This is a genomic window from Streptomyces sp. NPDC090022 (genome assembly GCF_044748145.1).
Lineage (GTDB): Bacteria > Actinomycetota > Actinomycetes > Streptomycetales > Streptomycetaceae > Streptomyces.
In genome coordinates, this window is sequence record NZ_JBIVFN010000001.1 from 177874 (window position 1) to 204659 (window position 26786).

25 protein-coding genes are annotated in these 26786 nt (G+C 71.3%); 10 read left to right on the top strand and 15 right to left on the bottom strand.

Going from position 1 to position 26786, the window contains the following annotated elements:
- Window positions 1-33 precede the first annotated feature (33 nt).
- From ACIPXB_RS00785 to sigK, 4 genes are all read right to left on the bottom strand, one after another.
- A complete protein-coding gene (locus tag ACIPXB_RS00785) occupies window positions 34-1296 on the bottom strand; it encodes an NAD(P)/FAD-dependent oxidoreductase (RefSeq protein ID WP_401442740.1) in 1263 nt (420 codons plus the stop codon).
- Window positions 1297-1426: 130 nt separating this feature from the next.
- Window positions 1427-1909, bottom strand: coding sequence for a peroxiredoxin (locus ACIPXB_RS00790; protein ID WP_401442743.1), 483 nt, complete (start codon window positions 1907-1909; stop codon window positions 1427-1429).
- A gap of 63 nt (window positions 1910-1972) precedes the next feature.
- Window positions 1973-2722 (bottom strand): anti-sigma factor, encoded by a 750-nt coding sequence (locus ACIPXB_RS00795; protein WP_401442746.1) that lies wholly within the window; start codon window positions 2720-2722, stop codon window positions 1973-1975.
- Window positions 2719-3306, bottom strand: a complete 588-nt coding sequence (gene sigK / locus ACIPXB_RS00800) for an ECF RNA polymerase sigma factor SigK (RefSeq protein WP_401442749.1) — start codon at window positions 3304-3306, stop codon at window positions 2719-2721. The genes ACIPXB_RS00795 and sigK overlap by 4 nt, the downstream gene beginning before the upstream one ends.
- Before the next feature lie 375 nt (window positions 3307-3681).
- Here sigK and ACIPXB_RS00805 point away from each other — a divergent pair, with 375 nt between their 5' ends.
- The gene (locus tag ACIPXB_RS00805; protein ID WP_401442751.1) at window positions 3682-3921 is read left to right on the top strand and encodes a chaplin; all 240 of its coding nucleotides are present in this window, start codon (window positions 3682-3684) and stop codon (window positions 3919-3921) included.
- 186 nt (window positions 3922-4107) lie between these two features.
- Here ACIPXB_RS00805 and ACIPXB_RS00810 read toward each other — a convergent pair whose 3' ends face one another.
- A complete protein-coding gene (locus ACIPXB_RS00810; protein WP_401442753.1) occupies window positions 4108-4518 on the bottom strand; it encodes an ATP-binding protein in 411 nt (136 codons plus the stop codon).
- A gap of 529 nt (window positions 4519-5047) precedes the next feature.
- Between ACIPXB_RS00810 and ACIPXB_RS00815 the strand changes: the two genes are divergently transcribed.
- From ACIPXB_RS00815 to ACIPXB_RS00825, 3 genes are all read left to right on the top strand, one after another.
- A complete protein-coding gene (locus tag ACIPXB_RS00815; RefSeq protein ID WP_401442756.1) occupies window positions 5048-7072 on the top strand; it encodes an MMPL family transporter in 2025 nt (674 codons plus the stop codon).
- A gap of 66 nt (window positions 7073-7138) precedes the next feature.
- A complete protein-coding gene (locus ACIPXB_RS00820) occupies window positions 7139-8734 on the top strand; it encodes a molybdopterin-dependent oxidoreductase (RefSeq protein WP_401442759.1) in 1596 nt (531 codons plus the stop codon).
- 92 nt (window positions 8735-8826) lie between these two features.
- On the top strand, window positions 8827-9477 hold the full coding sequence (locus tag ACIPXB_RS00825; RefSeq protein ID WP_401442761.1) for a fasciclin domain-containing protein: 651 nt from the start codon (window positions 8827-8829) through the stop codon (window positions 9475-9477).
- Between the two features lie 146 nt (window positions 9478-9623).
- On the opposite strand, the gene ACIPXB_RS00830 is transcribed toward ACIPXB_RS00825, so the two are convergent.
- On the bottom strand, window positions 9624-10493 hold the full coding sequence (locus tag ACIPXB_RS00830; RefSeq protein ID WP_401442763.1) for a DUF4394 domain-containing protein: 870 nt from the start codon (window positions 10491-10493) through the stop codon (window positions 9624-9626).
- A gap of 1083 nt (window positions 10494-11576) precedes the next feature.
- Between ACIPXB_RS00830 and ACIPXB_RS00835 the strand changes: the two genes are divergently transcribed.
- The 3 genes from ACIPXB_RS00835 (at window position 11577) to ACIPXB_RS00845 (ending at window position 16108) form a co-directional block, all read left to right on the top strand.
- Window positions 11577-13040: a DUF4331 domain-containing protein gene (locus ACIPXB_RS00835; RefSeq protein ID WP_401444361.1), complete on the top strand. Its 1464-nt coding sequence runs from the start codon at window positions 11577-11579 to the stop codon at window positions 13038-13040.
- 108 nt (window positions 13041-13148) lie between these two features.
- Window positions 13149-14462, top strand: coding sequence for a tetratricopeptide repeat protein (locus tag ACIPXB_RS00840; protein ID WP_401442766.1), 1314 nt, complete (start codon window positions 13149-13151; stop codon window positions 14460-14462).
- Entirely contained in the window at window positions 14459-16108 is a 1650-nt protein-coding gene (locus ACIPXB_RS00845; RefSeq protein ID WP_401442769.1) for a nickel/cobalt transporter, read from the top strand. Before ACIPXB_RS00840 ends, ACIPXB_RS00845 begins: the two co-directional genes overlap by 4 nt.
- Before the next feature lie 100 nt (window positions 16109-16208).
- Here ACIPXB_RS00845 and ACIPXB_RS00850 read toward each other — a convergent pair whose 3' ends face one another.
- The 8 genes from ACIPXB_RS00850 to ACIPXB_RS00885 form a co-directional block, all read right to left on the bottom strand.
- Window positions 16209-17105 (bottom strand): cytochrome c biogenesis CcdA family protein, encoded by an 897-nt coding sequence (locus ACIPXB_RS00850; RefSeq protein ID WP_401442772.1) that lies wholly within the window; start codon window positions 17103-17105, stop codon window positions 16209-16211.
- Between the two features lie 6 nt (window positions 17106-17111).
- Window positions 17112-17705, bottom strand: a complete 594-nt coding sequence (locus tag ACIPXB_RS00855) for a redoxin domain-containing protein (protein WP_401442774.1) — start codon at window positions 17703-17705, stop codon at window positions 17112-17114.
- A gap of 99 nt (window positions 17706-17804) precedes the next feature.
- Window positions 17805-18713: a Crp/Fnr family transcriptional regulator gene (locus tag ACIPXB_RS00860; RefSeq protein ID WP_401442776.1), complete on the bottom strand. Its 909-nt coding sequence runs from the start codon at window positions 18711-18713 to the stop codon at window positions 17805-17807.
- Window positions 18710-19186 (bottom strand): hypothetical protein, encoded by a 477-nt coding sequence (locus tag ACIPXB_RS00865; protein ID WP_401442779.1) that lies wholly within the window; start codon window positions 19184-19186, stop codon window positions 18710-18712. Before ACIPXB_RS00865 ends, ACIPXB_RS00860 begins: the two co-directional genes overlap by 4 nt.
- Window positions 19187-19300: 114 nt before the next feature.
- A complete protein-coding gene (locus tag ACIPXB_RS00870; protein ID WP_401442782.1) occupies window positions 19301-20092 on the bottom strand; it encodes a class I SAM-dependent methyltransferase in 792 nt (263 codons plus the stop codon).
- On the bottom strand, window positions 20089-21657 hold the full coding sequence (locus tag ACIPXB_RS00875) for a radical SAM protein (RefSeq protein WP_401442784.1): 1569 nt from the start codon (window positions 21655-21657) through the stop codon (window positions 20089-20091). The genes ACIPXB_RS00870 and ACIPXB_RS00875 overlap by 4 nt, the downstream gene beginning before the upstream one ends.
- 32 nt (window positions 21658-21689) lie before the next feature.
- Complete coding sequence (locus ACIPXB_RS00880; protein WP_401442787.1) at window positions 21690-21998, bottom strand: hypothetical protein; 309 nt, start codon at window positions 21996-21998, stop codon at window positions 21690-21692.
- The gene (locus tag ACIPXB_RS00885) at window positions 21982-22437 is read right to left on the bottom strand and encodes a MauE/DoxX family redox-associated membrane protein (RefSeq protein ID WP_401442789.1); all 456 of its coding nucleotides are present in this window, start codon (window positions 22435-22437) and stop codon (window positions 21982-21984) included. The genes ACIPXB_RS00880 and ACIPXB_RS00885 overlap by 17 nt, the downstream gene beginning before the upstream one ends.
- Window positions 22438-22617: 180 nt before the next feature.
- On the opposite strand from ACIPXB_RS00885, the gene ACIPXB_RS00890 reads away from it, so the two are divergent.
- The 3 genes from ACIPXB_RS00890 to ACIPXB_RS00900 are packed head-to-tail and all read left to right on the top strand — an operon-like array spanning window position 22618 to window position 25717.
- Window positions 22618-23595, top strand: coding sequence for a DUF3179 domain-containing protein (locus tag ACIPXB_RS00890; RefSeq protein ID WP_401442792.1), 978 nt, complete (start codon window positions 22618-22620; stop codon window positions 23593-23595).
- Entirely contained in the window at window positions 23592-24305 is a 714-nt protein-coding gene (locus tag ACIPXB_RS00895) for a hypothetical protein (protein WP_401442794.1), read from the top strand. Before ACIPXB_RS00890 ends, ACIPXB_RS00895 begins: the two co-directional genes overlap by 4 nt.
- A 38-nt stretch (window positions 24306-24343) precedes the next feature.
- Window positions 24344-25717: a dihydrolipoyl dehydrogenase family protein gene (locus ACIPXB_RS00900; protein WP_401442796.1), complete on the top strand. Its 1374-nt coding sequence runs from the start codon at window positions 24344-24346 to the stop codon at window positions 25715-25717.
- Window positions 25718-26071: 354 nt separating this feature from the next.
- On the opposite strand, the gene ACIPXB_RS00905 is transcribed toward ACIPXB_RS00900, so the two are convergent.
- Window positions 26072-26614: an SRPBCC family protein gene (locus ACIPXB_RS00905; protein WP_401442799.1), complete on the bottom strand. Its 543-nt coding sequence runs from the start codon at window positions 26612-26614 to the stop codon at window positions 26072-26074.
- Window positions 26615-26786: the final 172 nt, after the last annotated feature.

Consider the following 26786-nt stretch of genomic DNA (forward strand, 5'->3'; position numbering starts at 1 on the left):
GATCTGCGGGTATGACGCTTCCTCCCGCGTAGGTCACCACTCCACCCCCAGGGACCGGGCGGCCTCGACGCCGGAGCGGCAGCCGTCCTCGTGGAATCCCCAGCCGTGCCAGGCACCGGCGTACGCGGTCATGCCCGTGTTGAGACTGGGCAGCTCCCTTTGCGCGGCGACCGAGGTAGGGGTGTACACCGGATGCTCGTACACCATCCGCTCCACCACCCGGTCCGCCGCGATGCCCTCCTCGCCGCCCAGCGTGACGACGTAGTCGGCACCCGCGGGCAGCTGCTGCAGACGCTGCATGTCGTAACTGACGCGGACGGGCTCGGTCGAGGGGTCGCAGCTGGTCATCCGGTAGTTCCAGCAGGCGCGTGCGCGCGGCGAGCGCGGCAGGACGGAGGTGTCGGTGTGCAGGACGGTGGGGTTGCGGGAGTAGGTGAAAGCACCCAGAAGCCGCTTCTCGTCCGTGGTGGGGTCGGCGAGCATGCGCAATGCCTGGTCGGGGTGCGTGGCGATCACGACGGCGTCGTGGGCGTCGGTGGTCCCGTCGCCGGTGGTGATCAGCACACCTCGGCTGGTGCGCCGGACGGCATCGACGGGGCTGGAGGTACGGATGCGCTGGATGTGTTTGGCGGCGGCGTCGACGTAGGCGGTCGAGCCGCCGGTGACCGTCTTCCACTGCGGAGAGCCGGTGACGGACAGCAGGCCGTGGTGGTCGAGGAAGGCGAAGAGGTAGGCGGCCGGGTAGGACAGGGCGGTGCGTGCCGGGCATGACCAGACCGCGGAGACCAGCGGGAGCGCGAAGTGGCTGACGAAGTAGGCGGAGAATCCGCCCTCGCGCAGGAAGTCCCCGAACGTGATGCCCGCGTGCGTGGTGCGGGCCAGCAGGCGGCGGGCGCCTCGGTGAAAGGCTGGAACCTCGGCCAGCAGCCGCAGGTAGCGGCCCCGCAACGCGGGACGGGAGGCGAACAGAGCGGCCGGGCCGCGGGCGCCCGCGTACTCCAGGCCGCAGCCGTCACACCGCACCGACATGCTCATCTCGGCGTCCTGCGTCGGGATCCCCAGCTCGCGGAACAACCGCAGCAGCGTGGGGTAGGTGCGTTCGTTGTGGACGATGAACCCTGAATCCACCGCTACCGGCCGCCCGTCGGGGGTCGGCAGGTCGCGGGTGTGGGCGTGGCCGCCGAGCCGCCCGTCCGCCTCGTACAGGGTGACCTCGTACGAGGCGGCCAGGACGTAGGCGGCGGTCAGGCCCGCCACCCCGCTTCCCACGACGGCCGCTTTTCGCTGTTCCTCCACAACCGCTCCCGCCACTCGACACGCCGCCAGGCTGCTGCGTTTCACCCGTACTTCGCAGCGGCCCGGCGGTCGGATTGGAGGGAGATACGCGGCGGTGTGTGGTGCCTTGCCGCAGGAGTCGTGGGTGTGTTCAGCCTGCCAGGCGGGCGAGTTGTGCGGTCAGGATGGCGGCGGGCGGATAGGTGGCGCCTACGGCGGTGACGTGCTTCCAGTGCAGGCGGCCGGTGGCGGTGAGGATGAACACCGCCCGGCGCACTCCGATCAGGGGTGCGGTGATCCCGAAGGACTTCGCCACCGTGCGCCCCTGGTCGGACAGCAGGGGCATGCGCAGGCCGCGGGCGCGGGCGAACCGCTCGTGGCTGTCCACTCGCTGGGGGCTGATGCCCCACACGGTGGCCCCGGCCAAGTGGAGCTCGGCCAGGCCGTCGGAGTAGGAGCACAGCTGCGCGGTGCACACGGGGGTGTCGTCGCCGGAGTAGAAGGCGAGGACGTGGGGCTTGCCGCGCTGTTCGCACAGGGTGTAGTCGCGGCGGTGGAAGGTTTCGCCGTCCAGGTGTCCGCCGGGCAGGCGGAAGTCGGCGACGGTGTCCCCGATCTTCGGGGTGGGGGCCATGGGGGCCTCGATTCTGTACGTGGTGCGGGCACGCCTCCGGCGTTTGTGGTGGGCGGTCCCGGGTCAGGCGGGGAGGGTCATCAGGAGCAGGGGGTCGGTGGTGGGCTGGGGGGAGCCCCCGGCGGGTTCGAGGGTGAGGCCGACGGCGCTCGCGTCGGCGGGGTTTCCGGTGAGGATGACGGTGCCGTCGCCGTGGATGAGTCCGGCAGGGCGCATGGTGCCGTCGTGGTCGAGCCACAGCTGGTAGGTCTTCCCCGCTCCGGGTGCGGGCAGGTTCGCGGCGGTGAAGACGGCCTTGTTCTGCTGCTCGGACGCGACGACGGTCGTCAGGGCTCCGTTGGCGGCCTTGCCGTGGACGGTGCTCGCGTCCGGGGCAGCCAGTACGGCGCTGACCTCGTCGAGCTGCTGCTGGGCCTGGCGGGCCTGCTGTTCGAGATCGTCCGCGTTCTGCGACTGCCACACCGCGACTCCGCCCAGTGCCGCCGCGGCCACACTGGCGGCCAGCGCCAGGGACACGGCACGGCGGCGCAGGATGCCGCCGAGGGCGGGTGCGGCTGCGGGTACGGGGATGTGCGGCGGCAGCTGGCGCACGCCGTCGATGGCGGCCATGACCCGCGCCTTGGCCGCGGCGGGCGGCGGCTGGGCCGCCGCTGCTGCCAGGCGTGCCGCGGTCGCCTTGAACTCGGCGGCTTCCAGCCGGCATGCCTCGCACGCCTGCAGGTGCTCCTCGAAGGCCCGGCGCTCGTCGTCCTCCAGCGCGCCGAGAGCGTAGGCCGCGGCGAGGGTGTGGGCGTCGGTGGTGTGGTGTTTCACGTGGTCACCCCCATGCAGTCGCGGAGCCGGATGAGCCCGTCGCGCATGCGTGTCTTGATGGTGGGAAGCGGTGTGCGCAGGGCTTCGGCGACCTCACGGTAGGTCAGTCCCCGGTAGTAGGCGAGAGTCACCGCCTGGCGCTGGAGTTCGGTCAGGCCCCGCAGGCAGCGGCGCACTTGCTCGGACTCCAGGCGGGTCTCGACCTGCTCGGCGACCTCGTCGAAGGCGGTGGTGTGCTCGCGGGCGGCCTGGGCCTGTTCGCGGTCGGTGGCGGCCTGGGCGGAGCGGACCCGGTCCACGGCCCGCCGGTGGGCGATCGTCGCCGCCCACGTCGTCACCGCACCGGCGTCGGCCCGGTAGCGGGCGGCCTGCCGCCACAGGTCGATCATGACCTCCTGGGCGACCTCCTCGGACTGCGCCCGGTCCCGTACGACCTTGACCACGATCCCGAAGACCAGCGGTGCGAGGGCGTCGTAGAGAGCGGAGAACGCCTGTTTGTCGCCGTGGGCGACCTTGTCCATGACGTGGGCCAGGTCAGTGCGGTCCGCGGCCGGTCCGGGGCCGAAGGGGAGCGGTTGGTTCACCTGCGGGGCTCCGGCCGTGGAGAGAAGACGAAGGGGCGGCCGGGGAAGGCCGCCGGTGGGCGGGGTGTCCATCGCATGCCAGTCCTTGACGTGTCGCTCGAGCGCCGGCCGGATCGCCGCACGGGTGTGGTCCGGCCACCGCAGCAGGTGGGCGTGTCAGCAGTTCTTCGTAGCGGACGGACGTGCGGATGGGAGCGTACTTCGTCACCCGAACCCCCGGCGATTCCCCCGTTCGAGGGAAACGTGCAGTGCCGGCCCAGCCGTTGGGCCGGCAGCCGCGAAGGCACGGTGAGGGAACAGCGAGATCGGCGGTTTCCTCACCGGTCGCGCGGAACTCTCCGCACGACCGCAGGTATCCCATGGGAGGTAGTGGAGATGGTTCGTGTGCGACGAGGTCTGGCGGTGGCGGTGGCGGCCGGTGCGGTCCTGGCGGGAGGCGCGTCGGCGGCGTCGGCTGATGCCGGCGCGCAGGGTGTGGCGGCGTACTCGCCGGGCGTGGGTTCCGGCAACCTCATCCAGGTGCCCATCCACATCCCGGTCAACGCCTGCGGCAACACCGTCAGCGTCATCGGTCTGCTGAACCCGTCCTTCGGCAACACCTGCGTCAACGCCTGACCGGACGCGGGGAGAAGAGCTCCGGTCCGGCGCCGACAAGACGGGGTGGCGCGGACCGGTGACCTGCCCCGGTCGCGGTGTACGAGGCAGCCTTGGGGACGCCTTGCGCGCACCGTGAGCCGGGCGGGTCTGCTGCGGGTGGCTGTCGGCACAGCCACCCGCAGTATCCCGAGCCTGTGCCTGGGCCTACCAGGTGAGGACCGCGATCACCTGCTTGCCGTGGCGTGAGGGGCTGACGAAGAGTTCCGCGCCCAGCGCCCGGACGATCTTCAGGCCGCGCCCACCCGGTTCGGTACGCCGGGTGCCGTCGTGGCGACCGGATAGGTGGGGGGAGGAGTCGCTGACGGCGATGCCGGCCCGTCCGGGGCCGACACCGAGGGTGAGCGCGTAGGGGCCATCGGCGTGCAGGACCGCGTTGGTGACCAGTTCGGAGACGATGAGTGCGAGGTCCTCTGCGATGTCGCGCGGACAGGGCACCGTCTCCAGGGCCAGCAGGCGTGCCGCGCTCTGACGGGCATGCCGTGCCGCCTGCGCACCGGGCGGGAGAGGGATGTGCAGCGTGGCCGGACATGCACGGGATGCGAGGGCGGTGTCCATGATGACTCCTCAGAGGGAGCGGCCCCCCAGACGCGGACCGGTGGAGTGGAGTGGAGGGGACGGGCCTGTAGCTCCGGTGACCCGGCCGGGGTCACCGCTTGTCGTGGCGGTTCCCATCGCCGGGCTCCTTGCCGACACATCCGTGCCGAAGCTCTCCGTTGCGGCGAACGCCGCTCCCTCGCCTTCCGCGGCGACCTCGTGCCGTGTCCGCAGGGGTGCGGTCATCGCCCGTGCCTCCTCGAAGCCTGTCGATCGGGGTGATGTGCGGCTCCGTCAGGAGCCTCATGTATGGGATTCGGGACGAATCAGGTGATGGATTGCGTGAGCGACCGAATCGGGTGGGCCTTCTTTCGGGTGGTGTCCGGGCGTCGGTCCCATCCAGGCCGTGCTCTCGTGGCGAATCGGCCGAGCGGATCAGGAAGGCCGGCCACGCAGGGCGGCCGGGCCAAGCCCGCCGGGCGGCATCGGCCCGGCATTAACGGAGAGGCGCGTGCTCGTGCGGAGTTTCACTCGGTCAGGGGGGCTCGCCGTGATCCTGCTGTGGGTGGTCCTGGCTGTGGCCGCTGCCCCCTACACCGTCCGTCTCGGCGAGGTCGCGCAGTCCGGTGGGGATGTACGGCTGCGGGAGACGACGGAGTCGGCCCGGGTCGAGCGGCTGCTGAACCCCACCGGGGCGGAAGCCGCCGCGCCTTTGGCCGTGGTCTGGACTTCCCGCCCGGAGGGCGAACGGATCACGGAGCGCCAGCAGCAGGCGGCGCGTCAGGTCATCGTCCGTCTGACAGGAACCGCCGGCGCTCCGGTCCTCTCCCGGGACGGCCGGGCCCTGACCGCGGTGATCACCGCCGAACCCGACGGCGGGGCCGTCCGCCTGGCTGCCGTCGCCAAGGTGGCGGCCTCGGTCGCAGGCACGAGCGTGCACCTGGCGGGGCCTGCGGTCGCTCAAGCAGACCTTGACGCGGCTTTCTCGCATATCGACGGCGCCTTGTTGGCCGTCGCCCTCGGTGGCGTTCTGCTGATCCTGCTGCTGGTCTATCGCAGCGTGATCATGCCCCTGCTGGTGATCACGGGCTCTCTCCTGGCCCTCGCGGTGGCCTGCGCCGTCCTGTACGCACTGGCCCGACCAGACTGGCTCGCCATCGATGGCCAGGCGCAGGGCATCGTGTTCGTCCTGGTCGTCGGCGCCAGCACCGACTACGCCCTGCTCCTGGTCGCCCGGGCCCGCGAAGAACTCGCCGAACAGCCGGACACCGGCCGGGCGATGGCGGCAGCGTGCCGGGCCACCGCACCGCCCGTGCTGGCCAGTGCCGCGACCATCGTCTGCGCCATGATGACCCTCGTCCTCAGCGACCTGGCCTCCGAGCAGGCCCTGGGGCCGGCGGTGGCGATCGCGATGGTGTGCTGCACCGCCGTGTCGCTGACCCTCCTGCCGGCCGTACTGGTGCTGTGCGGGCGGCGCGTACTGCGGCCGCACACAGAACCACGGCCGGGCGACAGGTGGGCGCGGCTGGCTCGCACGCTCGAGCACCGGCCGCGCCGGGTCTGGACCGGCTGCCTCGTTCTCCTCGCCGCCGGAGCGGCCTTGGCGCCGCTCCTTACCCAGAGCGGCGTCCCCCTCCACCAGGCCCTGCCGGCCAAGGCTCCCTCCGTGGCCGGGCACACCGTCCTCGTACGCCACTTCTCCGCCGGCACCGCCAGCCCCCTGGTCATCCTCGCCCCCGCTACCCGGTCGGCCGAGGTCCGCGACCGCATCGCTTCGACACCGGGCGTGGCGGCCACCGCCGCGGTACCGACCGGACCCACCGCAGGGGCACAGATCCTGGCGACGCTGTCGGACACCCCGGACAGCGCCCGCGCCCGGGACACGGTGGGCCGGCTGCGGGCCTCGCTGGCCGGGACTGGGGCGCTGGTCGGCGGACAGAGCGCGCAGCTCGCCGATCTGCACCAGGCATCGGTGCGCGGCCACCGGCTGATCATGCCCCTGGTGCTGGCGGTGGTCCTGGCCGTCCTGATGGTCCTGCTGCGCTGCCTGCTGCTGCCGCTGCTGCTGGTCGCGGCTGCCTGGGTCAGCCTGTTCACCGCGTTCGGGGCCGCCGCGCTCCTGTTCCATCTGGTGTTCGACAGCGGTGCGACCGAGCCCGCAGTGGTGTTGTTCTCCTTCGTGTTCCTTGTCGCGCTGGGGGTCGACTACAACATCTTCCTCGTACACCGGATCCGCGCCGAAGCGGCCCGGCACGGCACGGCGGACGGGGTGCGCCGGGGGCTGGTGACCACCGGCGGCGTCATCAGCGCCGCCGGCCTCATCCTGGCCGCCACCTTCGCCGCACTGACGGTGATGCCCTTGCTCTACCTCGCTCAGATCGGCTGCATCGTCGCCCTCGGGGTTCTCATCGACACCCTCCTGGTACGTCTCTTTCTCGTCCCCGCTCTCATCCTCGACCACGGCCCCCGTACCTGGTGGCCCGCCCGCCTCCCGGGTGACCACCGGCCCGTCACCGGACCCGCCCCGCATGTCGGGGGCCCTGGCCGCCCCGCCGTCTCCAGGCCGACTGCGTAGGGCAGCGCCGGCCACGCGGTTCACCCTTTCGGGGGCCGGACCAATCCGCCGGGCGGAGGATGCCGAATGGACCGTGTGAGCAGCTTCCGCAGCAAACTCGTCCGCGCCGCGATGGGCGCGCTGGCCGGACTCCTGGCCGCTTTCACGGCCCTGGCCGTGGCCGAGCTGGTCGCCGGACTGGTGCGGCCCGCGGCCGGGCCCGTGACCGTGGTGGGCGGCGCGGTGATCGACCGGACGCCTGCCGCGGTGAAGGACTTCGCGATCCGCACGTTCGGAGAGAACGACAAGATTGTTCTCCAGCTGGGGATCCTTGTGATCCTCGCTTTCATCGCCGTCGGCCTCGGTGTCCTCGCCCTGTTCCATCGGCGGGCCGGTGCTGTGGGGGTGCTGCTGTTCGGGATCGTGGGCGCAGCCGCGGCCCTGAGCCGCCCCGACTCCACCGGCATCGGTGACGCACTGCCCTCGATCACGGGAGCGGTCGCGGGAGCCCTCGCCCTCTATGTGCTGGCGGCCAAAGCCGCCCTCTCCTCTCCTGCCGCGGCGGGTGCGGACGGCCAGGCAGGCACTGGGGTGTGGAGCAGGCGCGGGTTCCTTGTTACGGCTGGTGTGACCGCGGTCGCGGCGGGCTCGGCCGGTGCGCTGGGCCGGTACTTCACCGGCCGGCAAGGCCAGGGCGCGATCGCCTCGCGGGAGAACCTGGTCCTGCCGAAGCCTGCCTCCCCAGCCCAAGCCGTACCGGTCGGCGTCCAGTTGAAGGTTCCAGGCATCACGGCCTTCACCACCCCCAACGCCGACTTCTACCGCGTCGACACCGCCCTGACCGTGCCCAAGGTCGACGCCGGAACCTGGCGGCTGCGCGTCCACGGCCGTGGCGTCACCCGCCCCCGCACCTACACCCTCGACCAGCTCCTGGCCCGCCCGCTCATCGAACGCGACATCACACTGACCTGCGTCTCGAACGAGGTCGGCGGCCCTTACATCGGCAACGCCCGCTGGCTCGGCGTCCCACTCGCCGACCTCCTGGAGGAAGCCGGCGTCCGGCCACCGTCGAAGGGCGGGCGTGCGGATCAGCTGGTGGCCCGCTCGGTGGACGGCATGACGCTCGGCTCCCCGGTGGAGGACGTGATGGACGGCCGCGACGCCATCCTGGCGGTCGGCATGAACGGCGAACCGCTCCCCTTCGACCACGGCTTCCCCGTCCGCATGCTCGTCCCCGGCCTCTACGGCTACGTCTCGGCCTGCAAGTGGATCGAGGACATCGAACTCACCACCTTCGACTCCTACGACCCGTACTGGGTCAAGCGGAAGTGGGCCCGCAAGGCGCCGATCAAGACCCAGTCCCGCATCGACACCCCCAAACCCTTCGCCCGCCCCGCCGCCGGCACCGTCACCATCGCCGGCGTCGCCTGGGCCCAGCGCCGCGGCATCACCCGCGTCGAGATCCGCGTCGACGACGGGCCCTGGAAGGACGCCGACCTCGCCGCCCAGGCAGGCATCGACACCTGGCGCCAGTGGTCCTACCGCTGGAACGCCACCCCCGGCGGACACAACCTCACCGTCCGCGCCACCGACGGCACCGGCCAGGTCCAGACCGAGCAGCGCACCCGCACCATCCCCGACGGGGCGAGCGGCTGGCACAGCGTCTTCGTCACCGTCTCCTAGACCACCGGACCCGGCCGTCAGGCCGGCCCGGGCAGCACAGCACAACCACCTCTGAAAACCCGTACAAACAGCCCCACGAGGAGCCCAAGATCATGAACAGCATGAAGATCCGCCGTACCGCGATCGCCGTCGCCGCAGCCGCCCTGCTGCCCCTCTCCCTCGCCGCGTGCTCCGACTCCGGCAGCGACACCAAGGCCGCCCCCAGCGCGGCCGCCGAGGACGCCGCGAAGACCGGCGAGAGCACCCCGGCGGGCGACACCATGACCGGCGACCAGCCGTTCGGCCCTGCCTGCGCCGGCGTCCCCAAGGAAGGCGCGGGCTCCTTCGACGGCATGGCCAAGGACCCGGTCGCCACCGCCGCGTCCAACAACCCGGCCCTGTCCACCCTGGTGACCGCGGTCAAGCAGGCCGGCCTGGTGGACACCCTGAACAACGCCAAGGACATCACGGTCTTCGCCCCGACGAACGACGCCTTCGCCAAGCTCCCGAAGGCCGACCTCGACAAGGTTCTCGCCGACAAGGACATGCTCACCAAGATCCTCACGTACCACGTCGTCGGCCAGAAGCTCACCCCCAAGCAGCTGGAGAACGGCAGCTTCGAGACCCTCCAGAAGGGCATGGTCACCACCACCGGGTCCGGCGAGTCCTACAAGGTCAACGACACCGCCAACGTGGTCTGCGGCAACGTCAAGACCGCCAACGCCAACGTCTACATCATCGACACCGTCCTGATGCCCAAGTAGGCGCTCGGGCGAGATCGGCACACGTCGACGGCCCTGCATCCTGTCCTCCTCGGAAGGGTGCAGGGCCACGGCGCGAACGCCCCGTACGAGGACCCGGCCGGCCCGGGCGCAGCACCCAGCGGTGCCCGGGCCGACCGGCGGGCGGTCTACTTCTGGTTGATGGGCAGGGCCAGGTCGGTGACCTGGTACCTCTGCGGGAACGCGCCCTTGTGGGTGGCCTTGCCGGCCAGCACGTCGACGGCGTAGAGGCGGTAGGAGCCGCCGGTGCCGATGGCGGCGAAGCCGTGGTTCATGCCCGACTTGGGGTCGGAGTAGATGTCGAAGCCCGCGTCGAGGGCGGCGTCCACGCCGAGGTTCCCGGTGGGGGCGAGGGTGCCGGCGTTGGCGGGGGACTGCAGGGAGATCCGGTCGGCCATCGTGTCGAGGTCGAACAGCGTCGTCGCGGTCGCGGCGTTCAGGTCGTTGTTGGTGTACGCGGCTCCGGTCACTCCCATCGCGGTCGACGGCGGCATGGTCGGGTTGGTCAGGGTGCCGTCGACGATAGTGGTCAGCGGGGCGGCCGCGTCGTCGATGTTGTGCCGCAGGTTCTGCCCGGTGTTGGAGATGACCCGGAGCCGGTTGGCGGCGGGGTTGAAGTCCACGCCGAACGTGCTCCCGGCCAGGGCCACCGTCAGCTGGGAGACCTTCATGGCCTTGGCGTTGGTGGTGTTCAGGGTGTAGATGCCGCCCCGGTCGCCGACGCCGTACAGCTTCTCGTTCTGGACGCGGAAGTCGATGCCGACGAGCTTGGTGTCGCCGGACAGCCCGGAGACCTTGCCGAGCGACCAGGTCTTGGAGGGCTTGTGGACGTCGAACTCGACCAGGCGCTGGTCGCTGGTCAGGCCGATGGCGTGCAGGGCCTTGTGGTCGTGGGCGGGCAGCGTCTTCGAGGCGGTGTCGGACGCCGCCAGCGCGGGCGCCGCGCACAGGGCAGCCAGGACGACCGCGGAAGCTGCGGTCACGGTCCGGTTGCGCATGATCACTCCTTCATCGGGCCTGGGTCAGGGTGGCCCAGGTCTTGTGATGCATTCGTCACCGGTGCCGCGGGGGATCGGTGACCGGGGAGGATGCCACTCTCATGGCCCAAGGAGGCCGTCCCGGGCTGCGCCGACTGGGTGGGAACGGCGGCGCGCCTGTCTGCTCCCGGGCGGGATGACGTTGCCGGGTTGAGGGTGTGGTCGTGGCTACAGATGAGACATGGCTGCCCACGGATTGTGCGGGGCTTGAGATCTGCCGGGACGGGGACGAGGTACGCGGGCTGCGACTGCTGGGCTGGCAGGAGGTCCTGCCCCGCTCCTTGGCGGCAGCGCTGGGAGACCAGGAGGCCCCGCTCGCGCCCCCGCCCGTGCCGGTGCAGGGAGCAACCTTGACGGAGCTTTCCCGGTTCGGCATGTGAGAGACCCGCTCTTCGGTGCAGCGCTGCGGGCCGATGGCTGCGGTCCGTCGGCGAGCTGGGCGGTCACCCCGACGGTGAGCCGGTCGATGGGCCCTGCGTGCCGTGAAGCCGTGCGGCCGGCCCCCTGCCTGCCGCACCCAGGCAGGTGAACGGGCACGCCCCACACCACCGGCACTTTGTTGCAACTCTCTTGCAGTAAGCGGTCGTTGGCTCGTTCGGGCTAACCCTGATGCTGCGTGTCGCCCACTCCTGGAAGCCGCCGCAGTCGATCACCGTCAGGGCTCTGAACTGCGCAATCACCACCTTCCGCGGTCCTGGGCATGACGGCGCGGGCAGGTGAGCGGCCGCGCGGCTGCCTCCGGGCGTGGTTTCCTTCGGCCTGCGCAGCCCTGCGCGATGGTGTGCCCGGACCTTGGCCAGTCCCCGTTGCCTTTCCTGGCCGTGCCTGGGCAGCGCGAGCCACCCCCTGGTTCGCCGCGGTGCCGACCGTCACCCGCACAAAGCCGTAGCGGCACCGCCGCCTGCCCGATTCAGGCCGGGCCCGGTGCGCACCCTGCTGGGAAGGAACCACCTCTCCGTGAAGGCAACACCCGCGGCGTCCGGCCGACGCCGGCTGCTAGACCAGTCCTTGCTCGTCCTCGGCTCCGGCGCGCTCGCGACCGCCATGGCCGTCCTCACCCTCGGCCCTGGCGTCAGCTCCGCCTCCAGCCACCGTGAGGCGCCGCTGATCGCGGGCGATCCGCGCGCCGACAACACCGACGTGTACGCGTTCACCAGCCCCGACAAGAGCGACACCGTCACCCTGCTGGCGAACTGGATCCCGTTCGAGGAACCCAACGGCGGACCGAACTTCTACGCCTTCGGCGAGGACCTCCGCTACAACATCAAGATCGACAACACCGGTGACGGCAACGCCGACGTCACCTACAGCTGGCGGTTCAAGAACCAGATCCGCGACGCCGCCGACCAGTTCCTCTACAACACCGGCCAGGTGACCACCCTGGACGATCCGGACCTGAACTTCCGGCAGGTTTACGACCTGGTCGAAACCCGCCACGGCAGGAGCAGGGTGCTGCTGTCCAACGTGCCCGCAGCCCCGTCCCGGGTGGGACCGGCCTCGATGCCCGACTATGCCTCTCTGCGCGCCCAGGCCGTGCGCTCCCTGCCGGGCGGCGGGAAGGCGTTCGCAGGGCAGGCCGAGGACCCGTTCTTCGCGGACCTCCGGGTCTTCGACCTGCTGTACGGCGGGGACCTGTCCGAGCGCGGGCAGGACACCCTGGCTGGCTACAACGTCAACTCCGTCGCCCTGCAGATCCCCAAGAAGCACCTCGCCTTGGGCGGTAACCCCTCCCGGAACCCGGTCGTCGGGATCTGGTCGACCACCGACCGCAAGGGCGTGCAGGTCTCCGACTCGCGCACCGGCCACGGCGACCAGTGGAAGCAGGTCTCCCGCCTGGGCAACCCGCTGGTCAACGAGGTCGTCGTCCCGCTGAAGTTCAAGGACGCCTTCAACACCCTCAACCCCGACCAGGACCGCACCGTCCAGCCGGTCGTCGACAAGGTCCTCGACCCGATCCTGCCCAAGCTGATCCAGCAGGTCTACGGCATCCCCGCCCCGCCCGCCCCGCGCAACGACCTGTTCGAGATCTACCTCACCGGGATCTGCAAGGCGTGCGGGCCCATCCAGGCCGACCTCAACGCCCACCGCCTCAACCGCGACGCCAACCTCCGCAAGATCGTGCCCGCGGAGGAACTGCGCCTCAACATGGCCGTACCCCCGACCGCGAACCCCAACCGGTACGGCGTCCTCGCCGGCGACCTCGCCGGATTCCCCAACGGCCGCCGCCTGACCGACGACGTCATCGACATCTCCCTCCAGGCCGTCGAAGGCGCCGCCCAGACCGGACAGCTCATTCCCGCCCTCGCCGACGGCGACAAGGTCAACGCCAACGAGGTCCCCTTCGGCACCTCCTTCCCCTACCTGGCCCTGCCGCACACCAAGTCCGTCAACAGCGGACCGTCCGGCATGACCATGAGCAAGGAGAAGTCCGCGGCCTCCCTCGGCGGCGCGGGTGCCGCCCTGCTGGCGGCCGCCGGATGGAGGATGCGCCGCCGCAACCGCGCCTGATGTGACGCCACCGCTCCGTTAAGGCTCTGCGGCCGGACCGGAATCGTCCGGCCGCAGAGCGCGTCACCTCACGCACGAAAGAACCCTCCGATGCACCCTGACCCCCGTATGCCCCGCCGCAGGCACCGCGTGAAAGCCATCGCCGTCACCCTCGCGCTGGGCACCGCGATGTTCGCCGCCGGGGCCGTACTCATCGAACCCGACACCCCCGACGCGCCCGCACCGGGCGGCACCGCCGCCGCTGCCGCCCGGCCGGCAGACACGGCCGCGGCCCTGACAGCGCGGCTTCAGCGCCTTCCGGGTGACTGGAACGCCTGGTCAGCCCTCGGCATGGCCCATATCGAGCAGGCCCGCACGACCGCCGACCCCGCGCTCTACACCAAGGCCGACAAAGCGCTGCGCCGCTCCCTCTCCCTGCAGCCGAGCGGCAACACCGGCGCCGAGACCGGCATGGCCGCCCTCGCCGCAGCCCGCCACGACTTCACCACCGCCCGCACCTGGGCCGAAAAGGCCCTCGCCAGCGCCCCCTACAGCCCCGCCGCCTACGGAGTTCTGGCCGACGCCCACACCCAGCTCGGCCACTACCGCGACGCGGAGCGGGCTGTGCAGAAGATGAACGATCTGCGGCCCGACGCCGCCTCCCTGGCCCGCGCCTCCTACACCTTCGAACTGCGCGGCAAGACCGAACGGGCCGCCGAACTGATGCGCCGCTCCCTGACCGCGGCCACCACCGACAGCGAACGCGCCTTCGCCCACGCCTGCCTGTCCAACCTCGCCCTCGAGGACGGCAACGCCCGCCTGGCACTCGACGAAGCCGACCAAGGACTGCGCGAAGCCCCCGAGGACCCGGCGCTCCTCGACGCCCGCGCACGCGCCCACGCCGCCCTGGGCAAGACGGACCAGGCGCGCGCGGACTGGCAGCGCGCCACGGACATCGCACCCCTGCCGCACCTCCTGCTCGCCCTCGGCGAGACGCACCAGGCTCTCGGACACGACGAACAGGCCCAAGCCCAGTACACGCTCCTGCGAGCCCAGGACACCCTTCGCACCTCCGGCGGCGGACCGCCGGACACCGACGCCATCCTCTTCGAAGCCGACCACGGCAGCCCCGTCCGCGCCGTCGCTCTGGCCGAGCAAGCCCTGCGCACACGGCCGTTCGTCGCCGTCCACGACGCCTACGCCTGGGCCCTGCACAGAGCCGGCCGCCACCGGGAAGCCCTCGCCCACGCCGACCAGGCCCTCGCCCTGGGGACACGCCACTCGCTGTGGCGCTACCACCGAGGCGCCATCCACCACGCGCTGGGCAACGACCAGGCCGCCACCGCCGATCTGCGGTCGGCCCTCGGCCCTGCCCCCGCACTCCATCCCCTGCACGCCACCGACGCGCGTGCCCTGCTCGAACGAATCGGCACCCGCCCATGACCCCCGCACACCGCACCCTCACCGCAGCCGCCGGCCTGCTCATCACCGCCTGCTGCCTCACCACCCCGGCCGCGGCGGCCCCGGCCCACCCGCTGGGCAACTTCACCGTCAACTACCACACGGGCCTCGTCCTGCACCCCGACCACATCGACGCCACCGTCGTCGTCGACCGAGCCGAGATCGCAGCCCTCCAAGAACGCCCCCGCATCGACACCGACCGCGACAACACCCTCACCGAGGCGGAAACCACCCGGTACGCCACTGCCAGGTGCACGGCGCTGGCCGGTCAACTCGACCTGCGCACCCCCGCAGGCCCCGCCCGATGGAGCCCCCGGACCGCACAGATGACCTGGGAGCCGGGCGAAGCGGGCCTGAAGACAAGCCGGCTTACCTGCGCATACACCACTACGGCCCCACTGGAGCGCGGCGGCGCCGTCAGCGTCCGCACGGCCTACGACACCACCCGCATCGGATGGCGCGAGATCACCGCCAAGGGCGCCGGACTGGCGATCACAGGAACCGACCTGCCCGCCACCTCACCCACCGACCGGCTCCGCCGCTACCCACCGGACCCGCTCGCCACCCCACTCGATCAGCGCACCGCAGAACTGCGCACCACACCCTCCGCCGATCCCCCAGCTACCAGCGTGCTGCCCGGCCCGCCTGTGGTCGGGCAGACAGCGGACCGGGTAGCGGCCTGGTTCGACTCCCTGGTCGCCCGCCGCGAACTCACCGTTCCCGTCGGACTCCTCGCGCTCCTGCTCGCCATCGTCCTGGGCGCCTCACACGCCCTCCTGCCCGGCCACGGCAAGACCATCATGGCCGCCCATCTAGCCGGGCGACGCGGCACCCGGCGTGACGCCGTCACGGTCGGCGCGACGGTGACCCTCACTCACACCGCAGGTGTCCTCGTACTCGGTCTCGCCCTCCCCGCCGCAACCCACCTCGCCGGGGAAACCGTCCTGGCCTGGCTCGGAACCATCAGCGGACTGATTGTCACCGCTATCGGCCTTTGGCTCCTGACCAGAGCCCTGCGCAACGACCCCGACCCCCACCACCACCATCACGGTCATCACACTCACCATCATCACCACGGACCCGGACACCACGAGCATGATCACGACCACGAGAGAGATCACCACCCAGGCCACGCCCCGTCAGCCGGACCTGTGCCCGCAGCCCGTACAGGTCCCCCCGAAGCGGACGCAGTCAACACCCGCACTCGCACCCTGACCGCACCGGCACCGGCACCGGCAGCGGTCCAGGGTGAGCCACACCATCACGCCTCATCCGGCCGCACCCAAGCCCGCAGCCCGGGGGCGAGGAGAGGCTTGATCGGCATGGGCATCGCCGGCGGACTCGTGCCCAGTCCCTCTGCTCTTGTCGTCCTCCTCGGAGCCGTCGCCCTCGGCCGCACCGCCTTCGGAGTCCTCCTCGTCCTCGCCTACGGACTGGGCATGGCCGCCACCCTCACCCTCGCCGGGCTCCTCCTCCTCCACGTCAAGGACCGCATCAGGACCCTCGGTGACAGCCACCCCCGCGCTCGCCGGCTCGTCGACACCGCCGCACGGGTCGGACCGACGGCCACCTCCTGCCTCGTCGTCCTGGTCGGAATCGGACTGACCGCGCGCGCCCTCGCATCGTGACGCCGGGCTCGGTGCTCTGTGTACGGCTGTCACCCGTGACGGTGTTCCATGGCCGGAAGGTGCGCCTTCCGTGGCCGCGCAGAACTGCCTACCCCAGCCCTCAACGGCTGTGTTCCGGTCCTGGGCCGGGTGTCGTGCCGTGATCGGCAGGGGCGGGCTTGTGCGCTCGCCGGCGGCGGACGGCCCAGGCCGTGAGCAGGAGCGCGGCCAGCAGCGCGGCGATGAGTGCGGGACCGGCGGCGTCCACGGCGCCCGCGAAGGCGCGCTGTACGGCGCCGGCGGCGTCGATCACGGGGTCGGTGGTGGCGGGATCACGCTGGGTGCGGATCTCGTACCAGCCGTAGTAGGCGACGTACGCGCCGACGACGAGGAGGAGCCCGCCGCCGAGGCGGGGTGCGACGGCACCCGCCCGGCGAAGGCGGGTCACTGCCGTGGTGCGGGTGAGGGCGACGGTGAGGGAGGCGGCGCCGACGATCAGGCCCATGCCGGCGGCGTAGGCGGTGAACAGAAGGATGCCGTGGGTGGTGGAGCCTCCGCGGAAGGCGGAGACGACGATGGCGAGGAACGGGGCGATGGTGCAGCCCAGCGAGGCGGTGGCGTAGGCCATTCCGAACAGGGCCATCGAGGGGACGGAGCGGGTGACGGTCGGGGCCCGGCGGACCTTCGGGGCCAGGGCGGGGAGTTGGCGGCCCGCGAGCAGCCAGCCACCGGCGACGGCCATAAGCAGTCCGAAGCCGATGGTGAACCAGGGCAGGTGCTCTTGGACCTGTCCAGCGACGGGCTGGATCACGAGGCCGAATATGCCGAACAGGGCGGCGAACCCGACGGTCATAGCGGCGGTGGCGGTCAGGGCCCGGCCCACGGCGACGGCCCGGCTGGGCGTATCGTCGCCGAGGACGAGGAGGGAGAGGTAAGCGGGGAGCAGGGCGAAGCCGCAGGGGTTGACGGCGGCGAGCATGCCAGCAGTGAGGGCGAGGGCGAGAGGCAGGTCGGACATGGCGGTTCAGCCGGTGAGTCCGGCGACCTTGTCGGCCAGTCCCTTGCCTGCGGGCAGGACGCCCTCGTAGACGGTGGTGCCGTCCTTGTCGAGGATGACGTAGCGGCTCTGCTCGGTGACCTTGAACCGCTTCCACACCTCGCCCTTCTCATCGGACAGGTGCGGGAAGGAGCCGGTGCCCGTGTCGGAGACGAAGTCCTTCATCGCGGCGTTGGTGTCGAGCCCGGCGACTCCGACGACGTTCGCCTTGCCTTGGTTGTCGGCGGCGACCTTGGCGGTCTCGGCCGCCTGGGCCTTGCACTTGGGGCACCACGGTGCCCAGAACCACAGGACGGTCGGCTTGCCCGCGAGCGTCTTCGCGTCGAAGGGCTTGCCGTCCACCGTGGTGGCGGTGAAGTCCAGCGCCGCAGGCACCTTGGCCCCGCCCGTCCCGGTTCCGCTCCCGTCCGAGCCGGCGGGAGGCTGAGCGGGGGACGATGCCTGCGACGGGGAGACTGCCCCGGCGTCACCGGCTGAATCCGAGCCGCCGTTCGCGCCGCACGCGGTGAGAGCGAGCAGCGCGGCGGCGATGGTGGCCGGAATGAGGGTGCGGGGACGCATGGACGACTCCTGTGTGTCGGGGACCAGAGGGGAGCGTAGATCGCTTCCTCGGGTCATGGGATGCGGGTGGGCCTTACGGTTCGGTGACGCTTCCAGGGGTCAGCCCGCTGTGTCCTGGAGCCGCTCTCGGTCGAGCACGGTGATACGCCCGCGGGCGAGCCGGAGGAGTCCGTGGTCGGCCAGATCGCGCAGCACTTTGGTGCAGGTCTCGCGGGAGGTGCCGGCGAGTGCGGCAAGCTGCTCGTGGGTGAGGGCGATCTGGGGGTGGCGTCCGCCCGGCAGCAGCGGACTGCCCGGCGGCTGGGCGGTACTCAACGTGACCAGGGTGGTCGCCACGCGCTGGGCGACGGTCTTGAAGACGCTGTCGGACAAACGCTGTTCGAGGTCGGCCAGCCGGCGGCCGAGGATCGTGGTGATCCGCGCGGCGATGCGGGCGTCCGACAAGAGGAATGTGTGCACGTCGGCGCGGCTCATGACGCAGACGATGGTGTCGTCGAGGGCTTCGGCGTAGTTGTCGTACATGTGCTGTCCGAGCAGGACCATCTCGCCGAAGATGGTGCCTGGGGAGATGATCGCGGTCGTGAGCGCCCGCCCGTCGGCGGAGACCCGGAAGACGCGGACCCGGCCCTTTTTCAGGATGAACAGGACTTCGGAGGGCTGGGTGGGCGAGTAGAGGATCTCGCCGGCGTGGTAGGTCTTCATCGGTGCCGCGGCGGCGATGGCTTCCATCTCCTGCTCGGAGAGGTCGCAGAAGATGTCGACCTCTGCCAGGCACCAGGTCCGCTCGGTGTCGTCGTCCGATGTGGCGTGGTTCATGTGGTGCGTTTCCTCGCGTCGTCCCGGGGCCCACGGCGGTGGGGCGGTGCCCCATGCCGGGCTGGCCAGCGCCTCGGCGCTGCTGGCCAGACAGTAGGGCACCGCACCGCGCTCGACGGCTATGCGGCGCAGTGCCGCGCCCGGCGATGGGGCGATGGGGTCGAAGGTAGACGCGGGAGCCTCACGGTTCATCGGGCCGTGTCCTTGCCCATCGCCTGCGCGATGCCGGCGAACGTCGCTCCGGCGAGGAGCCCGAATACGAGATGGGCGCCGAGGCTGGAGGCGGTGACGTCGTTCCAGGTGAAGACGGGCATGCCCATGTTGGCGGGCATGATCCACAGGGCGCCTAGGGTCCACCACACGGCGCCGTAGACGAGGCCGAGGATGACGGCGGGGGCGATGCGCTGGGCGAGCTGTCCGAGGACCACGCCGAAGGTGATGCCGGCGAAGGTGGCGATCCCGAGGTGGATCAGCCAGCCGACGAAGGCGTTCGTGGAGCCGAGGAGCCCCGCGACCATGGTGATCATGGCGGTGTCCATCATCGGCCGGGACACCGACATCCAGATGCCCATCCCGATACCGCCGACCAGTCCGGCCACAGCGCCCCACACCGCGTGCAGCGGGATCGCGGCGGTCTTCGGGGATGCGTGCACAGTGGTGGCCATGGTGATCGTCCTCCTTTGCGGTTGTCCTTCCGCTCTCGCCGCTGACGCTAGGGCGCAGTGCCCGTGCGGGTATGTGAGGGCGCTTACGTACCCGGCGGTAGATCGCCGGGGCCGTCAGGGTGCTGACTTCACGGCGGTCAGCAGGGCGTAGCCGAGTACGCCGTCGGTGACGGCGGCGCGGGCCGCGTCCAGGACGGCCGGGGCCGCGTCCAGGTCGACGCCGGCGTCGGCGAGGCGTGCCGGGGCGGTGATGCGCAGCAGGTCCAGGCGGGCCTGGACCTGGTCGACCATGCGGATCATCGCCTCGTCGTGCCGCTCCGTGGTGAGGGTGCGCAACCCGGCAGTGGCAAGGACCTTGGCGTAGTCGTTGAGCGGACGGGCATCGGCGATGCAGGCGATCCGGGCGGTCAGTCCACGCAGTTCGGGCGGGAGGCGGTCGGTGTCGGCGGTGACGTCGGTGATGCCGAGGCGTGCGCCGGGTTTCAGGACGCGGGCGACTTCGGCTGCGGCCCTGGGTTTGTCGGGGAAGGTGCACAGCGCGCACTCGGACACCACCGCGTCGAAGACCTCGTTGTCGTACGGGAGGTGCTCGGCGTCGCCGGTGGTGAAGGCGGTCCGGTCGGTGAGCCCCGAGGCTTCGGCGGCTCCTCGGGCGAGGGCAGTGTTGGCGGGCGCGTAGTCGATGCCGTCCGCCCGCACCCCGTAAGCGTCGGCGAGCAGGAGGGCGGTGGTGCCTCGCCCCGAGGCGACGTCGAGGACTCGCGCGCCGGGAGTGAGCGCGAGCCGGTCGGCGAGGCGGCGGGTCAGGGCGGTGCCGCCGGGGTGGTAGGAGTCCCCGAGCAGTAGCGCGACGATGTCCTTGGAGTAGGCGTCCGCGCAGCAGGACTTGATCTCCTCGTGGTTCACGGCCGGCGCTCCTCGCGTCCGGTGCGGGTGGTCTTCGAGCCGTACGGGGTTGTCGTCAGCCGGCCGGCGAGGGGCAGCGCGTTCGGGGCGACCGGGGCGACGGGGACACCGGACATCTGCTCGCGGACCTGTTCTCGGTAGCCGACGGAGTTGTACGCACAGAAGGGGATCAGGCGTCCGTCGGGGGTGATCTCCTCGACGCAGCACTTCATCAGCTGCTTGACGTTGAGGGTGTAGGGGTCCTGGAAGTCCTGCACGACGATCATGAACGCCTTGTCGTTCAGCTGCTTGACGGTCTCGGGCAGGTCGATGCCGCAGGTGTCCGCGCAGTCCAGGGCCTCGGCGGTGGCCCTCAGCTTGTCCTCGGTCGTCTCGGTGCCCATGAAGGCGGAGGCCGACCAGAGCTTCTCCAGGGCCTCGCGGATGCCGGCGTCGGGCATGACGCGGTTGGTGACGTAGTCGAGGTAGTCCTCCACGTTCAGCAGCCGCGGGATGGGCACGACGGTGCGGTTGCCCGGTTCGCCGTCCACCAGGAGGTAGGTGATGGAGCGGCAGGTCGGGAAGCAGCACGGTACGGGGAAGAAGTCTCCCTTTTGGAACCAGTCGGGCCGTTGTGCGTTGATCAGCCGGATGACGTCCGGGTTGGTGAGCCTCTCCAACGGGTCGAACTCCACGTGCCGGCCGGAGTGGGTGACCGGCTGGAACGCCACCGAGCGGACGGCGGGGTGGTCGATGCCGTACTCGATGATCGCGCCGAGTTCGTGCTCGTTCAGGCCGCGCTCCACGGCCGCGACGAGGGTGACGGTCAGCCCGGCCTCGGCGCAGTTGTCGAGCGCCCGCTGCTTGAAGGTGCGCAGGTCCCGGCCGCGGATCTCCAGGTGGGTGCGCTCGTCGAAGCCGTCGAACTGGAGGTAGACGTTCACCAACCTGCCGGGGACCTGGTTGCGTTTGCCGAGTTCGGTGACGAAGTTCTTGTCGGTGGCCAGGCGGATGCCGTTGGTGTTGAGGTTGACGTTCTTGATGGGGCGGGCCTGGGCGAGGTCGATGAAGTCGAGGATCTGCTTGTGGATGGTGGGCTCTCCGCCGGAGAACATCACCACCTCCGCTTCGCCCTCGGAGGCGACGAAGGCGTCGAGCATCCGCTCGCACTGCTCATGGGTGATGGAGTAGCCGTCGCTCTGGTGGCCGGAGTCGGCGAAGCAGATCGGGCAGTCCAGGTTGCAGCCGGTGTTGACCTCGATGATGCCCAGGCAGGCGTGCTGCTTGTGCTCCGGGCACAGTCCGCAGTCCGAGGGGCAGCCGTCCTTCACCTCGGTCTGGAACGTCAGGGGGATCGTGCCGGGCTTGTTGAACCGCGCCGAGGACAGGTACTCCTCCGCGTCCCCGTACACCAGAGCCTCGAACTCGCCGTGATCGCGGCAGGTTTTACGCAGATACACCTTGTCCGTGCGGATGTTGACCTGCGCGTCGACGGGTGTCTTGCACAGGGGACAGATGGACTTGGTGAACTCCACGAACACCTCGTCCCGGTCCGCCTTGCGCCTCGGCTCTGGCGCCTGGGTCATCGCAGAACTCCTTCTTCCGTTGGGGCCTGGGTTCAGCGGACCTCGCCGTCCGGATCGACTTCTTCATGTGGCTGGGGGCCGGCGGGTACGGTCGTGCAGCACTCGGCCGGCCCGGCGCCCCGGCGGCGACGCGCTCGGCAGCGCAGGGCGTAGCCGGTGCCGGCGAGCAGCACGACCGCACCGACGGTGATCAGCCACGGATTGGCCAGGGCCCCGCCAACGGCGCCGAGTGCTCCGCCGGCCACGAGCAGCGGGCCCGCGCAGCACACCACCATCAGCAGCCCGGCACCCACGGCCGCCGCGATGCCGCCGAGGCCCGACCTTTCACGGAATGCGGACATCGCGGCTCGCCTCCTCCCGGTCAGCGGGCGACGGCGCGGGCGCTCGGCGGGCGGAGCGGATCAGGACGCCCGCGTAGAGCAGCGTCAGGGCATCCTGCAGCAGCACGAACCAGCTCAGCCGCTGCGTGAGATAGATCCCGAAGCAGCCGCAGTTGTCCACCGTCAGGCCCCGCGCGTACGCCTGCACGGCCAGCACCGTCCACACCACCGACACACCCGTGTACACCCACACCGGCGCCAGGGCCTTCGACCGCGGGCGGGCCAGGAACCAGACGCCCGCCACCAGCTCGCCCGCGATCAGTGCCACGGCCAGCGCGGTCGCCCCGGCGCCGTCCACCAGCCCGTACGCGGCCAGAATCCCGGGCATATGCCCGAAGGAGGCGAGCTGGCCGACCGCCATCGCCGTGTACACCGTCCCGAGCACGATCCGCAGCACCATGATCCGACCGTAGGCCGCCAAGGAGGGTGAGAACTGTAAGCGCGCTCACCGAAGCGCCGCCCGGCACAGGGCACGATCGGCAGTACGAATCCCATCGGGTTCGGGCGGTGCCAGGTGACCGGCCAGAACGATCGGAAACCCCCTCGCCCGTCGCGGCGACAGATACTCAAGGGCGGGGCCGTGGTCTGCGCCATCAGCCTGGTGCTCGCGGGCGGGGCGATCCTCGGTGGGAAACTGGCCTCCGATGGGCCCTCCGACCCCGTGACGGCCGTACAGCCGGGCCAGGACCCGTCGCTGGAGGCGCTCGCCGGCGCCGCCGTGTCCGGCGGGCCGGGCAAGGACGGCATCCCCTCCCTCGACAAGCCCCGCTTCGTGACGGCGAGCAAGGCCGGCTTCCTCCACGACGACGATCCGGTCTTCGGCCTGGAGCACAGCGGCGAGGTGAGGGCCTACCCGCAGCTGGTGCTGGTGTGGCACGAGATCGTCAACGACACCGTCGGCGGCGAGCCTCTCGCGGTCACGTACTGCCCGCTGACCGGCACGGTCATCGGCTTCTCCGCCCCGCCCGGCGTCCAGGACCTGACGTTCGGCACCACCGGCAAGCTCGTCAACTCCAACCTGCTGATGTACGACCGGCAGACCGGCTCCGAGTGGCCCCAGCTGATCGGCACCGCGGTCAGCGGCCCGCTCAAGGGAACGAAGCTGGACACCGTCCCGCTGGTGTGGACCACGTGGAAGCAGTGGCGGACCGCGCACCCCGACACCGAGGTGCTGTCCACCGACAGCGGGGCGCTGCGCAGTTACGGCAGCGACCCGTACGGCTCCTACGACTCCTATCCGGACCGGGGCGGCTACTACGCCAAGGGCCGGCCGATCTTCCCCGTCCTCGCCACCAGCGACCGGCTCGCCGACAAGGACGTCGTCATCGGCGTCCGCGTCGGCAAGGAGCGCCTCGCCATCGACAAGGACCTCGTCCGCACGCACCGGACCGTACGCGCCGAGTTGGGCGGCACGCGGGTGGAGGCCCGCTGGGACGACCGGCTCGGCACCGCCCGCGTCGTCCAGCAAGAGGGTGAGCGATGGGAGCCGGCGGACTTCCTCGACTCGATGTGGTTCGCCTGGTACGCGTTCTACCCGGGCGGCCAGGTGCGGACATGAGCAGGCTGCTCACCTTGCTCGCCAGGACGGGCGACGCCTGGGACGCCACCGTCGTCGCGATCAGGACCACGCCAGGGCGGGTGCGTGCCTCCCTCGCTGTGCGCCGCCACCGCAGGACCGGGCTGATCGCCGCGAGCCTGACCCTGCTGGTGTACCTGTTCTCCATCGGGGACCTCGCCGTTTCGGCCTCCGGCCGCTTCACCGGCGCGCCCGTGTTCCGGACCGCTCCCGGACAGCTGCTCCAGGTCCGGGCGCCGTATCTGTTCGAGCCGGTCCTCGCCTGGCACCCCACCAGCCACCTCGCTATCTTCCTCAGCCCGGTCAACCTGCTGCTCGGCGCGGTCGTGGCGGCGCTGGTCGGCTGCAACATCGCCGTGGCCGCCCACGCCGCCCGGCAGGCCGCCTCCTGCCGACGCACCCGCTACGCCCGGCTGCTGGGCGTGCTCCCGGCGTTCCTGCTCGGATTCGCCTGCTGCGTACCCACGTTCCTGCTCGTCCTGGGCGCGAGCACCGCCGCCGCACTCCTGCCGGTCCTGATCCCGCTGCGCCCGGTCTTCTACCCGCTCACCCTGCTGATGCTGACCGGCACGCTGGTGTGGGGCACTGCACGGACCGGCCGCTCCGGGCGGCCTACCCACCACGGGGGTGACACCGGCGATGCGGCGGCGCCGGCGCCTTCCGCCGTCCCGGATACGCCAGATACCCAATGACCAAGGCCCTCGAACGCTGTTGATCAGGGAGGTTCCTCATGGTGCTGGTGCAGGAAGTCGATGTGGTGGTGATCGGCATGGGCGTCGGGGGTGAGCATGTCGCCGAGCGGCTGGCCGAGGAAGGGCTGGACGTGGTCGGGGTGGAGGCGGAACTGGTTGGTGGTGAGTGCCCGTACTGGGCGTGTATCCCGAGCAAGATGATGATCCGCGCCGGCAATCTGCTCGCCGAGGCGCGGCGGGTGCCCGGTATGGCCGGAGACTCCCAGGTGGTCCCGGACTTCGCGCCGGTCGCCGCCCGGATCCGGGACGAGGCCACTGACGACTGGAACGATCCGGTGGCCGTCGACCGGTTCACCCGCAAGGGCGGGCGCTTCGTCCGCGGCCGTGCACGCCTGGCCGGCCCCGGCCGTGTGGAGGCCGGGGGCGAGATGTTCGCCGTCCGGCGCGCGGTGGTACTGGCCACCGGCAGCCGCCCGCAGATCCCGCCCGTTCCCGGGCTGGAGGACGTGCCGTACTGGACCAACCGGCAGGCGGTCTCGGCCAAGGAGCCGCCGGCCTCGCTGCTCGTGCTCGGCGGCGGCGCGATCGGCATGGAGCTGGCACAGGCGTTCGCCCGCTTCGGCACCGCGGTGACCGTCGTGGAGGCCATGGAGCGGCTGCTGCCCGCGGAAGAACCCGAAGCCGGCGCACTGCTGGCCGAGGCGCTGGCAGAGGAAGGTGTCACCGTACGCACCGGAGCACGCGCCACCGCAGTACGGCACGTCGATCACGCCTTCCGGCTCACCCTGGAAAGCAGGGAGGAGATCGCCGGGCAGCACCTGCTGGTGGCCACCGGACGCCGACCCCAGCTGGCCGGGCTCGGCCTGGAGACCATCGGCCTCGACCCCCACGCCCGCGCCCTGGCCGTGGACGGGCAGATGCGGGCCGCACAGGGCGTGTGGGGTGTCGGCGACGTCACCGGCCGAGGACTGTTCACCCATGTGGCGATGTACCAGGCCGAGATCGCTGTCCGCGACATCCTCGGCCGGCCCGGACCGGACGCCGACTCCCAGGCCCTGCCCCGCGTCACCTTCACCGACCCCGAGGTCGGCTCCGTGGGCCTGACCGAGCACGCCGCCCGCGCGCAGGGCCTGCGCGTACGGACAGGCACCGCGCGGGTGCCGTCCTCGGCACGCGGCTGGATCCACAAGGCCGGCAACCAGGGCCTGGTCAAACTCGTCGAGGACATCGACCGCGGCGTCCTGGTCGGGGCCACCTCCGCCGGCCCGGCGGGCGGCGAAGTCCTCTACGGCCTGGCCCTCGCCGCGCAGAACGAGATTCCCGTCGAGCGGCTGCGCCACATGATGTTCGCCTACCCCACCTTCCACCGCACCGTGGAAGACGCCCTGGCCGACCTCGGCCATGGCGACTGACCGCCCAGGGGCACGGACGCACCACAGCGGGGCGGCCGACCCCGCGCCCGGCGGGTCAACGGTGGGGAGGAGGCAGCCAGCAGAACACCGCCCGCGTGAGCGCCCTGGTCAGCCAGTCGCCCACTCGATCACGCACCCACACCGGACCCCGGGCACCGCGGGAGGCGGCCGGCCCCTCAGGCGCCGGCGCGCCGCCCGGCGCCGGCCTCAACTCATGCTGCGTCCCGGCCCGCCGGGCCAGCCCGCTCGGCCGCGTCACCATGTCTCATCGCCGCCTTCCCTCTCGGTGCGAACAGATACGCCGCCCGCACTCCACCGCGTCCGTCAGCCCGCCGTGCGGTACCGGCGAGCCGCTCACCTCAGAGTCGAGCGCCGCTCCGCCTCTTGCCGGACCGTGCGCAGGGACGCCGCGACGGTCGCTTCCCACCGGGGGGCGACCAGGCCGCCCCACCACTGTCCGGCCCGCCACAGATCCGTGGCGAGCTCGCCCTCGTAGAGCAGCCGCGTACCGGACTCGCGCTCGGTGAGGGTGAAGGATTCGGTGACCGCCGGGACGGGCCCGCGCACCAGGCGGAAGTCGACCCTTTCTGGGCGGGTGAACCGCACCGTCTCCACCGTCGTCGCCGTCAGCCGTCCGCCCGCGACCGGGGTGCGATGGGCGGCGAGCACCATGTCGCTGCCCTGTTCCAGTACCGTGACCTTCTCGCGCATCGCTCGGGTGGCCCGGCCCAGATACGGCTGGGCGATGACGTCGAACACCACCTCACGCGGCGCCGCGATGTCGACGGTTTGCGGTCCCAGCGGCCGTGTGCGCCGCCCGACTCCCACATCCAGAGGCAGTGCCCCGGTCACCAGCCCCAGATACCCGGCCGCCGCGCCTACGCCCGCTACGCTCACCGCTCCCAGAGCACCGATCCACGCCATTGCCCGACCTCTCCACGCGTGTCTGTCCCCGTCTCACCTACGACGCTAGGCCGGGCATGTACGCCGATCAGTGAGCGCGCTCACCGTTCTCCCGGCGCGTCGGCCCCTACCCTGATCGCCATAGCCGTCGTGGTGGAGGACCAAG

What these genes read in the sequence shown, in the direction of transcription:
- ACIPXB_RS00885 (WP_401442789.1), bottom strand. Translation starts at nt 22,437, where the DNA reads ATGGTGCTGCGGATCGTGCTCGGGACGGTGTACACGGCGATGGCGGTC.
- ACIPXB_RS00805 (WP_401442751.1), top strand. Translation starts at nt 3,682, where the DNA reads ATGGTTCGTGTGCGACGAGGTCTGGCGGTGGCGGTGGCGGCCGGTGCG.
- ACIPXB_RS00865 (WP_401442779.1), bottom strand. Translation starts at nt 19,186, where the DNA reads ATGGCCACCACTGTGCACGCATCCCCGAAGACCGCCGCGATCCCGCTG.
- ACIPXB_RS00820 (WP_401442759.1), top strand. Translation starts at nt 7,139, where the DNA reads ATGGACCGTGTGAGCAGCTTCCGCAGCAAACTCGTCCGCGCCGCGATG.
- ACIPXB_RS00810 (WP_401442753.1), bottom strand. Translation starts at nt 4,518, where the DNA reads ATGGACACCGCCCTCGCATCCCGTGCATGTCCGGCCACGCTGCACATC.
- ACIPXB_RS00855 (WP_401442774.1), bottom strand. Translation starts at nt 17,705, where the DNA reads ATGCGTCCCCGCACCCTCATTCCGGCCACCATCGCCGCCGCGCTGCTC.
- ACIPXB_RS00860 (WP_401442776.1), bottom strand. Translation starts at nt 18,713, where the DNA reads ATGAACCGTGAGGCTCCCGCGTCTACCTTCGACCCCATCGCCCCATCG.
- ACIPXB_RS00880 (WP_401442787.1), bottom strand. Translation starts at nt 21,998, where the DNA reads ATGTCCGCATTCCGTGAAAGGTCGGGCCTCGGCGGCATCGCGGCGGCC.
- ACIPXB_RS00840 (WP_401442766.1), top strand. Translation starts at nt 13,149, where the DNA reads ATGCCCCGCCGCAGGCACCGCGTGAAAGCCATCGCCGTCACCCTCGCG.
- ACIPXB_RS00790 (WP_401442743.1), bottom strand. Translation starts at nt 1,909, where the DNA reads ATGGCCCCCACCCCGAAGATCGGGGACACCGTCGCCGACTTCCGCCTG.
- ACIPXB_RS00875 (WP_401442784.1), bottom strand. Translation starts at nt 21,657, where the DNA reads ATGACCCAGGCGCCAGAGCCGAGGCGCAAGGCGGACCGGGACGAGGTG.
- ACIPXB_RS00845 (WP_401442769.1), top strand. Translation starts at nt 14,459, where the DNA reads ATGACCCCCGCACACCGCACCCTCACCGCAGCCGCCGGCCTGCTCATC.
- ACIPXB_RS00895 (WP_401442794.1), top strand. Translation starts at nt 23,592, where the DNA reads ATGAGCAGGCTGCTCACCTTGCTCGCCAGGACGGGCGACGCCTGGGAC.
- ACIPXB_RS00900 (WP_401442796.1), top strand. Translation starts at nt 24,344, where the DNA reads ATGGTGCTGGTGCAGGAAGTCGATGTGGTGGTGATCGGCATGGGCGTC.
- ACIPXB_RS00825 (WP_401442761.1), top strand. Translation starts at nt 8,827, where the DNA reads ATGAACAGCATGAAGATCCGCCGTACCGCGATCGCCGTCGCCGCAGCC.
- ACIPXB_RS00830 (WP_401442763.1), bottom strand. Translation starts at nt 10,493, where the DNA reads ATGCGCAACCGGACCGTGACCGCAGCTTCCGCGGTCGTCCTGGCTGCC.
- ACIPXB_RS00850 (WP_401442772.1), bottom strand. Translation starts at nt 17,105, where the DNA reads ATGTCCGACCTGCCTCTCGCCCTCGCCCTCACTGCTGGCATGCTCGCC.
- ACIPXB_RS00835 (WP_401444361.1), top strand. Translation starts at nt 11,577, where the DNA reads ATGGCCGTCCTCACCCTCGGCCCTGGCGTCAGCTCCGCCTCCAGCCAC.